This window comes from Acidobacteriota bacterium, assembly GCA_016716715.1.
GTDB lineage: Bacteria > Acidobacteriota > Thermoanaerobaculia > UBA5066 > UBA5066 > Fen-183.
The window spans coordinates 174,000-186,897 of the sequence record JADJVE010000004.1; the positions used below are offsets into that span (position 1 = coordinate 174,000).

At 68.7% G+C, this 12,898-nt stretch carries 14 protein-coding genes; 9 read left to right on the forward strand and 5 right to left on the reverse strand.

The window, feature by feature from the left end:
• Window position 1: 1 nt before the first annotated feature.
• Entirely contained in the window at window positions 2-1,066 is a 1,065-nt protein-coding gene (locus IPL89_08095; GenBank protein MBK9063140.1) for an asparaginase, read from the reverse strand.
• 60 nt (window positions 1,067-1,126) lie between these two features.
• Between IPL89_08095 and IPL89_08100 the strand changes: the two genes are divergently transcribed.
• The 3 genes from IPL89_08100 to IPL89_08110 all read left to right on the forward strand — a co-directional run bounded on the left by IPL89_08100 (window position 1,127) and on the right by IPL89_08110 (window position 4,469).
• Window positions 1,127-2,434 (forward strand): magnesium transporter, encoded by a 1,308-nt coding sequence (locus tag IPL89_08100; protein MBK9063141.1) that lies wholly within the window; start codon window positions 1,127-1,129, stop codon window positions 2,432-2,434.
• The gene (locus tag IPL89_08105) at window positions 2,434-3,717 is read left to right on the forward strand and encodes an Nramp family divalent metal transporter (protein MBK9063142.1); all 1,284 of its coding nucleotides are present in this window, start codon (window positions 2,434-2,436) and stop codon (window positions 3,715-3,717) included. The genes IPL89_08100 and IPL89_08105 overlap by 1 nt, the downstream gene beginning before the upstream one ends.
• Window positions 3,718-3,833: 116 nt before the next feature.
• Entirely contained in the window at window positions 3,834-4,469 is a 636-nt protein-coding gene (locus IPL89_08110; protein MBK9063143.1) for an outer membrane beta-barrel protein, read from the forward strand.
• Here IPL89_08110 and tsaE read toward each other — a convergent pair.
• From tsaE to IPL89_08130, 4 genes are read right to left on the reverse strand one after another with little or no spacing between them, the layout of a single operon-like run.
• Entirely contained in the window at window positions 4,466-4,900 is a 435-nt protein-coding gene (gene tsaE / locus IPL89_08115) for a tRNA (adenosine(37)-N6)-threonylcarbamoyltransferase complex ATPase subunit type 1 TsaE (GenBank protein ID MBK9063144.1), read from the reverse strand. The genes IPL89_08110 and tsaE overlap by 4 nt on opposite strands.
• Window positions 4,897-6,399: an NAD(P)H-hydrate dehydratase gene (locus tag IPL89_08120; protein MBK9063145.1), complete on the reverse strand. Its 1,503-nt coding sequence runs from the start codon at window positions 6,397-6,399 to the stop codon at window positions 4,897-4,899. Before IPL89_08120 ends, tsaE begins: the two co-directional genes overlap by 4 nt.
• Window positions 6,396-7,085 (reverse strand): TIGR04282 family arsenosugar biosynthesis glycosyltransferase, encoded by a 690-nt coding sequence (locus tag IPL89_08125; GenBank protein MBK9063146.1) that lies wholly within the window; start codon window positions 7,083-7,085, stop codon window positions 6,396-6,398. Before IPL89_08125 ends, IPL89_08120 begins: the two co-directional genes overlap by 4 nt.
• 4 nt (window positions 7,086-7,089) lie before the next feature.
• Window positions 7,090-8,805, reverse strand: coding sequence for a VWA domain-containing protein (locus IPL89_08130; protein ID MBK9063147.1), 1,716 nt, complete (start codon window positions 8,803-8,805; stop codon window positions 7,090-7,092).
• Window positions 8,806-8,843: 38 nt separating this feature from the next.
• On the opposite strand from IPL89_08130, the gene IPL89_08135 reads away from it, so the two are divergent.
• From IPL89_08135 to IPL89_08160, 6 genes are all read left to right on the forward strand, one after another.
• Window positions 8,844-9,422 carry a DUF502 domain-containing protein gene (locus IPL89_08135; GenBank protein MBK9063148.1) on the forward strand — a complete coding sequence of 193 codons (579 nt, stop codon included), beginning with the start codon at window positions 8,844-8,846 and terminating at the stop codon, window positions 9,420-9,422.
• A 71-nt stretch (window positions 9,423-9,493) separates the two neighbouring features.
• Window positions 9,494-10,387, forward strand: a complete 894-nt coding sequence (locus IPL89_08140; GenBank protein ID MBK9063149.1) for a tetratricopeptide repeat protein — start codon at window positions 9,494-9,496, stop codon at window positions 10,385-10,387.
• Between the two features lie 16 nt (window positions 10,388-10,403).
• Window positions 10,404-11,138 (forward strand): energy transducer TonB, encoded by a 735-nt coding sequence (locus tag IPL89_08145; protein ID MBK9063150.1) that lies wholly within the window; start codon window positions 10,404-10,406, stop codon window positions 11,136-11,138.
• 103 nt (window positions 11,139-11,241) lie between these two features.
• On the forward strand, window positions 11,242-11,889 hold the full coding sequence (locus tag IPL89_08150) for a MotA/TolQ/ExbB proton channel family protein (protein ID MBK9063151.1): 648 nt from the start codon (window positions 11,242-11,244) through the stop codon (window positions 11,887-11,889).
• 42 nt (window positions 11,890-11,931) lie between these two features.
• Window positions 11,932-12,351 carry a biopolymer transporter ExbD gene (locus tag IPL89_08155; protein MBK9063152.1) on the forward strand — a complete coding sequence of 140 codons (420 nt, stop codon included), beginning with the start codon at window positions 11,932-11,934 and terminating at the stop codon, window positions 12,349-12,351.
• A gap of 11 nt (window positions 12,352-12,362) precedes the next feature.
• Complete coding sequence (locus IPL89_08160; protein MBK9063153.1) at window positions 12,363-12,812, forward strand: biopolymer transporter ExbD; 450 nt, start codon at window positions 12,363-12,365, stop codon at window positions 12,810-12,812.
• The last annotated feature ends 86 nt before the right edge of the window (window positions 12,813-12,898 follow it).

Sequence of the window (12,898 nt, forward strand, 5' to 3'; positions counted from 1 at the left end):
GTCAGGCGCTCCCGAGCCGGAACAGGGTGCGGAGGTCGCCCACGACGTCCCCGCGCACGTTGAGAACCGGCTTGAACGCGAGCCTCCTGAGGCGCGCGAGGCGCGCTCCCTTCGCGATCCCCAGCGCGGCGAGGACCTCGACGGTGACGGCGTCGCGCCCCCGCTCGGCGCCGTCCGCGATCTTCACGGCGATCCCGACGGCCTTCCCGCCACGCCGCGCGAGGGCCGCGGGCACGCCGACGGCGTAGACGCCTTCGGCGCCCTCCTTCGCGACGAGAGCGCCGCCGAACTCGCGCATGAGATCCGTCGTGAAGCGGCCGGTTCCGGCCACCATCCCGGGCGCCGCCGCCATCGCTCCCGCGATCCGGCGGCGCGCCGACGCTTGCGCCGGGCTCTCGCCGCGCGGCCCGTCTCCGACGAGGCGGGCGTAGGCGCGCGCGAGCGAGGCGAGCGGCACCCGGAAGACGGGCACCGAGCAGCCGTCGACGGCGCGCGCGATCCGCGCGGCGGGAACGCCCGTCATGCGGGCGACCGAGGCGAGGATCCGTCTCTGAAGCGGGTGCCCCTTCCTCCAGTACGCGGCGGAATCGAGGCCCATCAGGCGGCACGCGAGGAGCATGGCGGCGTGCTTGCCCGAGCAGTTGTTGTGGAGGGGCGTCGGGCTCTCTCCGGCCGCCCACACGGCGCGGGCCGACGGCTCGTGCATGGGCGGATGCGCGCCGCAATGCAGGTCGCTCTCCGTAAAGCCGCCCTTCGCGAGCATTGCGGCGGCGAGGCGCGTGTGGGCGGGCTCCCCGGAGTGCGACGCGGCTGCGAGCGCGATCTCTTCGGTCGAGAGGGCGAAGCGCTCTTCCCCGCCCGCGGCGAGGAACGGGGCGAGCTGAAACGGCTTGGCCGAGGAGCGCAGCCACACGGCCTGGCGCGGGTCGCCGAGAGAGGCGAGGAGCGTTCCGTCCTCCGAAACGACGGCGATGGAGCCGCGGTGCACGGATTCGACGCGTCCGCCGCGCGTCACGGCGACGGCCGGCACGCTTCGAGGGACGCCGCGCGCTCCGCGTTCCGCCATTTGGCGCGCGAGATTACCCGAATTCGTTGACGCGACGCGCGGCAGCCAAGACAATGTGTCGTGCCGCTCCCCGCGCCGCCTCCGACCCGCTCGACCGCCGTTCCGGCGCACGAAGGGTTCTTCGTGTCCGAGTTCCTCGGCGAGACCGTGCGCGACGTGGCGCGCCAGCCCGTCGGCAAGATCCGCGACCTCGCGGTCTCGACCGGCGTCCGGTCGCCGTTCCCGAAGATCACGGGCCTCCTCCTCCGCGACCGTTTCGACACGTTCGTCCTCCCGTGGGAGGACGTCGCGATCTTCCAGCGCGGGACCGTGCGCACGCGGCTCATGAAGGACGACCTTCTGCACCGGCCGCCCAGCGAGGACGAGATCTTTCTCGCCCGCCACCTCCTCGACAAGCAGATCGTCGACATCAACGGCGTGAAGGTCGTGCGGGTGAACGACCTCAAGCTCGACGTCGTGTCCGGCGACCTCGTCCTCACGGCGGCCGACGTCGGCGTGCGCGGCCTCGTGCGGCGCGTCTTCGGCGCGGGCATCACGCCGCGCGGCGGACGGCTCTCGGATCGCTCCCTCCCTTCGCGCCTCATCCCGTGGGACTCGATCCAGCCGCTCCATCCCCAGCTCGACCGCCTCGAGACGACGCTTCCCCAGGAGAGGCTCCAGCGCCTTCACCCGGCGGACATCGCCGACATCCTCAGCCAGGTCTCGGGGACGGAGCGCACCGGGATCTTCCGCAGGCTCGACGTCGAGACCGCCGCCGAGACGCTGCACGAGCTGGAGCCCGAGATGCAGGCCGAGATCCTCGAGGACCTGCCCGAGGAGCACGCCTCGGAGATCCTCGAGCAGATGCCCGCGGACGAGGCGGCCGACGTCCTCGGCGAGATCGAGGGCGAGCACGCGCGCGGCCTCGTCCAGCTGATGGAGAAGGAGGCCGCCGACGAGGTCACGGAGCTCCTCGTTCACGACGAGAACACGGCCGGCGGCCTCATGGGAACCGACTTCGTGACGTTTCCGCCGCATCTCAGCGTCAGGGAGACGCTCCTCAGGCTGCGCCCCATCGCACGCGACGCCGAGGTCCTGTTCTACTTCTACGTCGTCGACGAGCGCGAGATCCTCCTCGGCGCGCTTTCGGTCCGCGAGCTCCTCGCCGCGGACGACGACGTCACGCTCGAGAAGGTGATGACGACGCCCGTGAGGAGCGTGACGCCCGACGTCTCGGCCGACGACGTGGCCGAGACGATGTCGAAGTACGACCTTCTCGCGCTGCCCGTCACGGACCCCGAGGGCGTCCTGATGGGGATCATCACGATCGACGACGTGGTCGACCGCCTCCACGACATGCCGCGGCGCCACCGCCGGAGGCTGCGGTGATCGCCCCGGCCGCGGAATCGGCGCCGCGCCCGGAGGTCCGGAGCTGGCGCCGCCGCCTCACCGTCTTCCTCGCGATCCTCGGCCCCGGGTTCATCACCGCGAACGTCGACAACGACGCCGGCGGCATCGCGACATACTCGATCGCCGGCGCCCACTTCGGGTATTCGCTCCTCTGGACGCTCCTTCCGATCACGGTCGCCCTCATCGTCGTCCAGGAAATGTCCGCAAGGCTCGGCGCGATCACGGGCAAGGGCCTCGGCGAGCTCATCCGCGAGAACTACGGCCTGCGCACGACCTTCTACCTGATGGTCGCCCTCCTCGTCACGGACATCGGGAACACCGTCGCGGAGTTCGCGGGCTGGGCCGCGGCGCTCGAGATCTTCGGGATCCCGCGCTGGGTCTCCGTCCCGATCGGGGCCTTCGTCGTCTGGTGGCTCGTCGTGAAGGGCAATTACAAGACGGTCGAGAAGATCTTCCTGATCGCGTGCACCGTCTACCTCACGTACGTCGCCTCCGCGCTCTTTGCGAAGCCCGTCTGGACCGACGTTCTCAAGCAGACGTTCGAGCCGAAGATCGAGTCGAGCGCCGCATGGATCCTCATGATCATCGGCATCGTCGGGACGACGATCGCGCCCTGGATGCAGTTCTACCTGCAGTCCTCCATCGTCGAGAAGCGCATCGGGCCCGAGGAGTACCGGTACTCGCGCTGGGACGTCATCGTGGGCTGCGTCGTCGCGGCCGGCGTTGCGTTCTTCATCATCGTCGCCTGCGGCGCGACGCTCTTTCCGAAGGGAATCCGGATCGAAGGCGCCGAGCAGGCCGCGCTCGCGCTGAAGCCGCTCGCGGGCAAGTGGGCCGGCACCCTGTTCGCCTTCGGGCTCGCGAACGCTTCGCTCTTCGCGGCGTCGATCCTCCCCCTCGCCACGGCGTACTCCATCTGCGAGGCCCTCGGCTTCGAGGCCGGCGTCAACAAGTCGTGGGCCGAGGCGCCCCAGTTCAACACGCTCTACACGTCCATGATCGTGATCGGGGCGGGCGTCATCCTGATCCCCGGCGTCCCGCTCTTCCCCGTCCTCTTCCTGTCCCAGGTCCTGAACGGCCTGCTCCTCCCGTTCGTGCTCTTCTTCGTCGTCCTCCTCGTGAACCGGGTCGACCTGATGGGGACGTACGTGAACGGCCGCGTCTGGAACTGGATCGCGTGGGGGACCGTCGGCGTCATGGTCCTGCTGACGCTCGTCCTCCTCGTGGCGACGATCTGGCCCGGTTTGTTCCCCGCGGCGTAGCATCCCGGAACGGGGGTTGCTTAAGACTCCCGTGGGACGGCCTGCGTCTCCCCCGGCGGACGCTCCGGGGGCGCCGGCCGCCCGCAACATGTCGGTTTTTTCCAGGAGGTTCGACCATGCGATTCCGTCTTCTCGCCCTCGCCGGGTGTCTTGCAATCGCCGCGGCCGCGGGCACGGCCGCCGCACAGGACCGCAGCGGCACGTTCGAGATCTCGCCGTTCGGCGGCGGCTACTTCGGCGGGACCCTCTACGACTCGGGAAAAGGCACCGTGGACGTCGGCTCCGACTGGGCTTACGGCGGCCGCTTCGCTTACAACGTGAACCGCGTGTTCGGCATCGAGTTCGACTGGACGCACGCGGCGTCGGACCTCGAAGGCTACGGCCACTCGTCGTCCGGCAGGGTCGGGCGCCTCACTCAGGACGTCTACGAGGCGAACGCGATCTTCACTTGGGGTTCGCGCCGCGCGCTCGGGTACTTCGGGGTGGGAGGCGGAGTCGCCGTCCTCAAGACCGAGTTCAACAACTCGGCCTCCACGAGCGACACGCGGTTCACGGGCAACATGTCGCTCGGCTTCAAGGGCTTCGTGACGCCGCGCTTCGGCTTCCGGATCGACGGCCGGTGGCGCTTCACGGACACCCCGTACACGACGAACACCGGGACCACCTGCGACTACTACGGCTACTGCTACCACTACCACACGACGTGGTACTACAGCGGCGAGCTCACCGCCGGCCTGGTCTTCGCCTTCTAGAGCGCGCGGCCTTCGGGTGGCGCGACGTCGATCCGGCGCGCGCCGCCCTCCGCGAGGTCGATCCTCACGCGCCACGCGTCGAGGCCGGTGAGCGGCGGGCGCGGCCACTCGACGGCGAGGATCGCGCCGCCGCGCGCTTCGAGCCCGAGGTCCTCCAGGCCTCCACCCGCGCCGGGCAGCCGGTAGAGGTCGGCATGCACCAGGACCGGAGGCCTCCCGGCTGGGCCGTACTCGTGCACGAGCGCGAAGCTCGGCGAGGAGACCTCGTCGGGGTCGAGTCCGAGGCCCTCGGCGAGGCCCTTCACGAAGACCGTCTTTCCCGCACCGAGGTCCCCTGCGATCAGCACCGCGTCGCCCGGCTGGAGCCGCTTCGCGAGGTCCGCCCCGGCCCGGCGCGTTTCCTCTTCGCTCCCGCTCGGGATCGGCGTCATCCGCCCGCGGCCTCGCGCGCGAGCAGGAACGCGTCCGGCAGCGCCTCGACCACGTCGGAAGCCGTGACGGACTCCTCCCCCTTTGCCTCGCGCAGGAGGTCGCCGGCGGTCCCGTGCAGCCACGCCGCGGCACACGCCGCGTCCCACGCGGAAAGGCCGCGCGCGAGAAGGGCCCCGACCACGCCCGTGAGGACGTCGCCCGTGCCGCCCGAGGCGAGAGCGGCATTGCCCGCGAGAACGGGAGCCGCGCGGCCCGACGGGTCCGCGACGATCGGGCGGAAACCCTTCAGCACGACCACCGCGTCCGCCGCGCGGGCGATCCGCACCGCTGCCGCCTCGCGGTCGGCGTTGACGTCCTCGACGGGGATCCCGAGCAGGCGGCCCGCCTCGCCGGGATGAGGCGTGAGAACCGTCGGGACCCGGCGCCCGGCGAAAAACGCGGCGCCGCCCGCGAGGTTGAGGGCGTCGGCGTCGAACACCGCGGGGACCGGTTCGGCGACGGCCCGCGCGAGCGTCTCGCGCGCCGTCGATCCCTCGCCCCACCCCGGCCCGACGGCGATCGCGGAGTACCGCGCGAAGTCGGCATCTCCTCCGACCGACGTCGTCTCCGGCGTCAGCATGTGGAGGATCGCGCGCACGTCGTCGGGGACGGCCGCCGTCACGAGACCCGCTCCGGCTCGGTGAGCCGCGCGGCACGCGAGCGCGGGCGCGCCGGCCATCCCGCGGGAGCCGCCCACGACGAGAAGGCGCCCGTACGTGCCCTTGTGCGACTCGGCGGCCCGGCGCGGGAAGAGGGCGGCCACGTCGCGGACCGCGACGGCCTCGCGCACGGCGGGCTCGGCGGGCTCGACGAAGCCGAGATCCGCCACGGCGATGCGTCCGCAGCGCGCGGCCGGCCGGCGCTCCACGTGGCAGGGTTTCGGCCAGCCGAACGTCACGGTGAGATCGGCCCGCACGGACGGAACCCACGCATCGGCTTCGTCGGCCGAGAGGCCCGAAGGCAGGTCGATCGAAACGACGAAGGCGGGGCCCGACGAGGCGAGCGCGATCGCGCGCGCCGGCAGGCCGTCGGGCGCGACGCGGCGCTTGAGCCCCGTCCCGAACAGCGCGTCGACGACGAGCGTCGCGACCGCCAGCGGCTCGAGCTCGCGCGCGTCGTTCACCTCGCGGATCGCACCCCCGACCTGCTCGAGGCGGTGGTACGTCTTCCGCGCGTCCGGCGTGAGGTGCAGCGGGTTGCCGAGGAGAATCGTCTCGACGCTCGACGCGAGCCGGCCCGCCATGAGGAGGCGCGCGACCTCGAAGCCGTCTCCGCCGTTGTTGCCCGGGCCCGCGAGGACGACGACGCGCGCGGCGAGGGACGGGCGGCGCCCGAGGACGCCCGCGATCTCCCGCACGGCCGCGTTCGCGGCGCGCTTCATGAGGACGATCCCGGGCGTCCCGGCCGCGATCGTCCGCACGTCGAGGGCGCGCGACTCGTCGGCCGAGACGACTCTCACGGCCGCCCCGCGCCGCCGAGCAGACCGAGCGCCCGCCGCGTCGCCGGCGCGAGATTCGGGTCTGCCGAAAACCAGGGAGAAAGGGCCACGAGGTCCTTCAGTTCATCGACGTCCGGAACCGTCGCGAGGAGGGCCACGCGCGCCCCCTTCGCTTCCGCCGAGCGACGCGAGTCGTCGAGGGCGTGCGCCGTGGACCATCGCACTCCTTCGAAGAAATCCTTGAAGTCCCAGCTGCCCGCGAGGCCCACGAGAGAGTAGCCCCCGTCCGGCGCCGGCGCGAAGACGACGTCGGCTTTTTCCTCGAGCGCCGCGAACGCCGCCACGAGGTCGTCGCGTCCCAGCGTCGGCGCGTCGCTGCCCGCGATCACGACGTCGCGGCGCCCCTCCATGCGCGAGCGCACGACGGCCCGCGCCATCCGCTCGCCGAGCGAGCCGTCCCCCTGCGGAAGCAGGTCCCATGGGCCACGAAACGTCCCGACGAGAAACGGGCCGGGCTCGAACTCGGCGTGCGCGAGGACCGAGTCCCAGCGCGCCGGGTCGGGCAGCGCCGCGGCGAGGTCCTGCAGGAATGCCCCGTAGAGCGACGCCGCGGGCCCGGCGCCGATCTCGCGCGCGAGGCGCGTCTTGACCTGCCCCGCCACGGGCTCGCGGGCGAAGAGGATGACGCGCCGGACGGGTCCGATCATTGCGTCACGGCTTGGCCGGGCGCTCCCCCGCGAACGCCGAGACGAAAATCGCCTTCTGCAGGTAGCTCGTCGTGTTCGTGATGTCGTCGCGGATCGCGAGCGAGAGCTTCTGGCCGCCCGGGATCATCACGAGCTTCACGTCGTAGAGAAAGTCACGCTTGCTCTGGGCAGCGAGCGTCTTCGCGTCGAGCTCCACCATCACGGGCTGGGAGGTGAGCTCCGACTGCTTGCCCTCGGAGTCCACCACGACGAAGTAGAAGACGAGCCGGCCGCGAGCCTTGGCCCCCTCGGGCAGCATCGCGATGCGCGAGAACGGCACCTTGATCAGAATCGGGACGATGAAGTTGCCGCGGTCCGGGACGGGATCGCCCACGGTCAGGGCCGCGCCGAGCGGATTGTCGTCGCGGGAGAAGAAGAGGGCCGACGTGACGGCCTCGCGGACCTTCGTGTCGAAGCCCTTCTCGACGTAGCTCCGGCGGGCGAGGATCGTCAGGCCCTTCTTGGCCTTCAGCTTCACGTCGACCTTGTGCGGCCGGTCCAGGCCCGAGCGCACGCTGCGGTACCCGAGAGAGTAGTAGGACGTGTAGTCCTTCTCCATGTCCTTGAGAGCGATCAGCACGTCGTTGCGGTTGATGATCGCGCGCCCGCCCGTCTCCTCGGCCATCAGGAGAAGCATGTTCTGGAGGTTGTTTTTCTCGATGAAGGTGTCGATCCTCTGGGACGTCGTCCGATTCTCGGCCGTCACGTTCGAGTCGACCGAGAGCCCCGCGGCGTCGATCGCGTACATCGAGACGCCCGCGGAGTTCGCGGCCTGGATGATCCCGAGGTAGCTCGTGGTCTTGTCGAACTCGAACTGTCCCATCGAGTAGGACGTCGAGTTCGGATACCGGGCCTGGACGTAGGACCACAGCTCGAGGCCGGGCGACTGTGGCAGCCCGCCCGACACGTGGACGAGGATCTTGCGGCCCTCCACACCCGAGAGCTGATTGATCGTGGTCTTCATCGCGTCGAACGTGAACTTGAGGTCGTTCTCGAGCGACTGCACGTACTGACGCACGCGCCCGACGGCCTGGTCGGCCGTGGTCGAGTCGTCGATCGCCTTGATGATGTCGCGGCGCTCGGAGTCGGTCTGCGACCCGAGGGCCGACTCCTCCTCGATCTGCTTGAGGATGTCCGAGAGGTCGCGTCCGTCGTTCGTGAACTTCCGCCGGACCTTGAGCGTCCGGTTGAAGGTCACGATCATCCCTTCGACGTCGCCCTTGATGGCGTCGCGGACGAAGGTCTCGACGTTGCGCAGCACCCGGTTCCGGTCGAACGGCGTGATGTGGACGTTGTCGATGAAGATGACGATGCGCGTCTTGGGGGCGGGCAGCGGCGCCGCGACGGGGGTGGGCGCAGCCTCGGGCGCCGCCAGGGCCGCCGGCTCCTCGGGCGGGAGGAGGAAACGGCCCTGCTCGATCGCCGTGAAATTCGAGACCGGCAGCTCGACCCCGTCCTCGACGACGATGAAATCCTCTTTCTTCAGGCCCGTGATCCGGTTGCCCTTGCCGTCGGTCACGACGACGTCGAGGTTCGTCACCGAGACGCCCTCCCGGGCGATGAACGGCGCCGAGCCGGCGCCCGGTTTTTCCTGGGCGGCGAGGCGCGGCGCCGCGGCCCAGCCGGCAAGGACGGCGGCAAGGACGGCGAGGGCGGACGCAGGAGGAGCAGTTCGCATCATTTTCGGGATTGTACGGCCCGCATAGAATGCGCCTCCCGATGACGCTCCACGTGCGCCGGCACCTCACGGCCGGCATCCTCCTGATCGTCCCCATCGCCGCGACGGCCGCCGTCCTCCGGGTCCTGTTCGGCTTCTTCGACGACTGGATGCAGCCGCTCGCGCGGGAGATCTTCGGGCGCCCGATCCCGGGCCTGGGACTCCTTCTCACCGTCCTTCTCGTGTGGATTGCGGGCGTTTTGTCGACGAACTTCGCCGGGAAGAAACTCCTTGAACTTTTCGACCGCCTCTTGGAAAATCTCCCCCTCGTCAGGACGGTCTACACGGCCTCGAAGCAGCTCGTGGATGCCTTCTCGCCGGGCGGGCGCCGCGCATTCCGCAAAGTGGTGCTTGTCGAATTTCCGAAGAAGGGAACCTTCGCGTTGGGTTTCGTCACAGGCGACGGTCTCGCCCCCCTCCCGGGCGACATGATTTCCATCTACGTGCCGACGGCTCTGAACCCGACGAGCGGATTTCTGGTGTTTGCCCGGGAAAGCGATATTCTCGACCCTCGCCTCTCGGTGGAAGAGGGGATCAAGCTCGTCGTTTCGGGCGGCGTGGTGAGGCCGCCCGGGAACTGACGACGCGCGGGCCGGGTCCAACTCGGGGCCGGCACGGGCGGCTCGGTGTTTTGGAAAGGAGTGAACGGGTCATGACGACGAATCGGACCGGCGGAAGGAAGGGGCAGCGGCTCGCAGCGGCGGCGCTCGTCCTCCTCTCTTTCGCGGCGGCCGGCTGCGACAAGTTCAAGAGCAAGCAGCTCATTCGGGAAGGGAACGCGTACTTCAAGGAGCAGCTCTACGAGGACGCCCTGAAGAAGTACGAGCAGGCCCAGGCCCTCGACCCCGGCGAAGTGCGCCTCGACAAGTTCGTGGCGATGGGGAACATGGCCCTCTACAACCCGGGCTCGACGCATCCCAAGGACGTCGCGGCCCTCACGAAGTCGATCGAGCACTTCAAGAAGTACCTCGCGGCGCGCCCCGACGACGACAAGGCCGCGAAGTTCCTCGTCACGACGTACATGAACGCCCAGAAGTACGACGAGGCGATCGGGTACTTCAAGGACTTCATCGCGAGCCACCCGAAGGACGCTCAGGCCGTCCAGACCGTCGCGATGCTCTACGCGAAGAAGGGCGACTACGAGAACTCGATCGACTGGCAGAAGAAGCGCGCAGTCCTCGAGCCGACGAACGCCGACGTCTTCTACACGATGGGCGTCACGGCGTGGCAGAAATCCTACGACTCTCCGGGTAACGACGTCTCCCCCGAGCACGGCCTCACGCCGGAGAAGCGCAAGGAAATCCTCGACTTCGGCATGGGCTCGCTGGACAAGGCGATCGAGCTCAACCCCGACTACTTCGAGGCGATGCTTTACAAGAACCTGGTCTATCGCCAGTACGCCCGGATCGAGGGCGACCCGGCCAAGGTCGCCGAGCTCACGGCGAAGGCCACCGAGTGGCAGACGAAGGCGCTCGAAATCCGCAAGAAGGTCCAGGACAAGCTGAAGCTCGAGCAGGCGAACAAAAACCCGCTCGAGGCGATGTAGGGACACCGGAGGACGAATGTTCGAAACTGCCCTCATCGAATCCCGGAAGCAGCCCGGCGGCTCGAAGCGCTGGTACACGCTCCCGCTCTCGATCCTGATCCACGTGGTCGTCATCGGGTCGGCCGTCGGACTCTCGATGTGGTACATCGAGGAGATCCCGGAGCCGCCGATCCCCGTGCAGTTCTACTCCCAGGCCGCTCCGCCCCCGCCTCCCCCGCCGCCGCCCCCGAAGGCTGCGCCGGCGAAGCAGCAGGCCAAGGTGGAGCCGACGAAGCCGACCTCGGTCATGTCCCCGGTGGTCGTGCCCGACACCCTTCCCCCTCCGACGTCCGCGCCTGAGCCCGCCGATGCCGGCGTCGAGGGCGGCGTCGAAGGCGGCGTCGAAGGCGGCGTCGCGGGCGGCGTGATGGGCGGCGTCCTCGGCGGCGTCAAGGGCGGCGTCATCGGCGGCAACGTCGAAGAGCCCCTGCGCGTCGGCGGCGAGGTCAAGGAACCGGTCGAGATCAACCGCGTCAAGCCGCAGTACCCCGAGGCGGCCCGCAAGGCGCGCATGCAGGGCGTCTGCATCCTCGAGGCCATCATCACGAAGACGGGAGACGTCGAGTCCGTGCGCGTTCTGCGCGGCCTCAACCCGCTTCTCGACAACGCCGCGATTCGCGCGGTCCAGCAATGGAAGTACAAGCCGGCGACCTTCAACGGGCGCCCGGTCCCGGTCTACCTGACGGTCACGGTCACGTTCACGCTCCAGTGACCGCCACACGAATGACAGAACACCACGACGTAGAATCAAATTCGGCGAAACGTTAAGGAGGACGAATCACATGGACATGAGCATGATGGGCCTTTGGAACTCGATGGGGCCCATGGCGAAGGGCGTCTTCATCCTGCTCTGCATTCTTTCGGTCTACTCTCTCGCGGTCTCGGTCGAGAGGTGGATGACGTTCCAGAAGGCGAAGCAGCAGTCGGTCAAGTTCGCCCTCGAGGTCGGCCAGCTCCTCAAGCAGGACAAGCTGAAGGAAGCCATCGACCTCGCGAAGAAGTACAAGAACAGCCACGTCGCGAAGGTCGTCTCGGCGGGACTCCTTGAGTTCGCTTACGAGGCCCACGGAGCCGCGGCGGCAGGTCACGACAGCGTCGCGGCCGCCGAGCGCGCGATCGAGCGGGCCACGATGATGACGACGGCCGACATGAAGAAGGGCCTCGGCGGCCTCGCGACGATCGCGACGACCGCGCCGTTCATCGGCCTCTTCGGCACCGTCATCGGCATCATCAACGCGTTCCGCGGCATGGCGCAGTCCGGCGCCGGCGGCCTCGGCTCGGTGTCCGCGGGTATTTCCGAGGCCCTCGTCACGACGGCGCTCGGACTCTTCGTCGCCATCCCGGCCGTGTGGCTCTACAACCTCTTCCTCAACAAGATCGAGCGCTTCCAGGTGGAAATGTCGAACTCGGCCTCCGAGCTCGTCGACTACTTCATGAAGCGCCAGGCCGCGAAGGCCGCCTGAGGAATTCCGGGTCCGTCCACAGGAAACGAAGGAGCGAGTTCGATGGGAATGGATAGCTTCGGCGGCCGACAGGACATGAAGAGCGACATCAATGTGACGCCGCTCGTCGACGTGTGCCTCGTGCTCCTCATCATCTTCATGGTCGTCACGCCGATGCTGCAGAAGGGCAAGCCCGTCATGCTTCCGCAGACGGAGCGCCCGGACAAGAAGCCGGAATCCGACAAGGAGCTCCTGATCTCCATCCAGGCGGACAAGACCATCTTCATCGACACGAAGTGGTTCCCCGACAAGGATTTCGCAGCCAAGATGAAGGAGATCGGGGAGCGTTCCGCGAACAAGGACGTGCTCGTCAAGGCCGACCAGCGCCTGACCTACGGCGACGTGAAGAACGTCATGCGCATGATCAAGGACGGCGGATTCGAGCGCGTCGGACTCATCACCGAGAAGAAGGGCGATAAGTAAGGAGTCAACCCATGAGCATGGGAGTCGGAAGCGGGGACGGCCCGAAGTCGGAGATCAACGTCACTCCGCTCGTCGACGTCGTTCTCGTCCTCCTGATCATTTTCATGGTCGTCCAGCCGCTCCTCCAGCGCGGCTACGACGTCCAGGTTCCACCGAACGCGCCGGCGACGCCTCCGAACACGCCGCCGCCGACGGACCAGATCATCGTGTCGATCACGGCGAACAAGGAGTACTACCTCAACAAGGAGAAGGTCGAAGCCGCGAACATCGCGGTCCGTCTCCAGGAGGTCCTCCGGAACCGCGCGTCGAAGATCGTCTTCTTCTCAGCCGAGGACACCGTCAAGTACGCGGACGTGATGACCCTCATGGACATCGTCCGCAACTCCGGGTCCGGCGACAAGAAGGTCAACATCGGCATCGTGATGGACTGGGTGAACCCCGCCGCGTCCGCGACGCCGTGACGCGTACGACCCCGCAAGGACCGCTCCCGCTCGCGTCCCCGGCTCACCCCCGGGGACGTTGTTCGTTTGCCCGCTGCAAGAAAGGA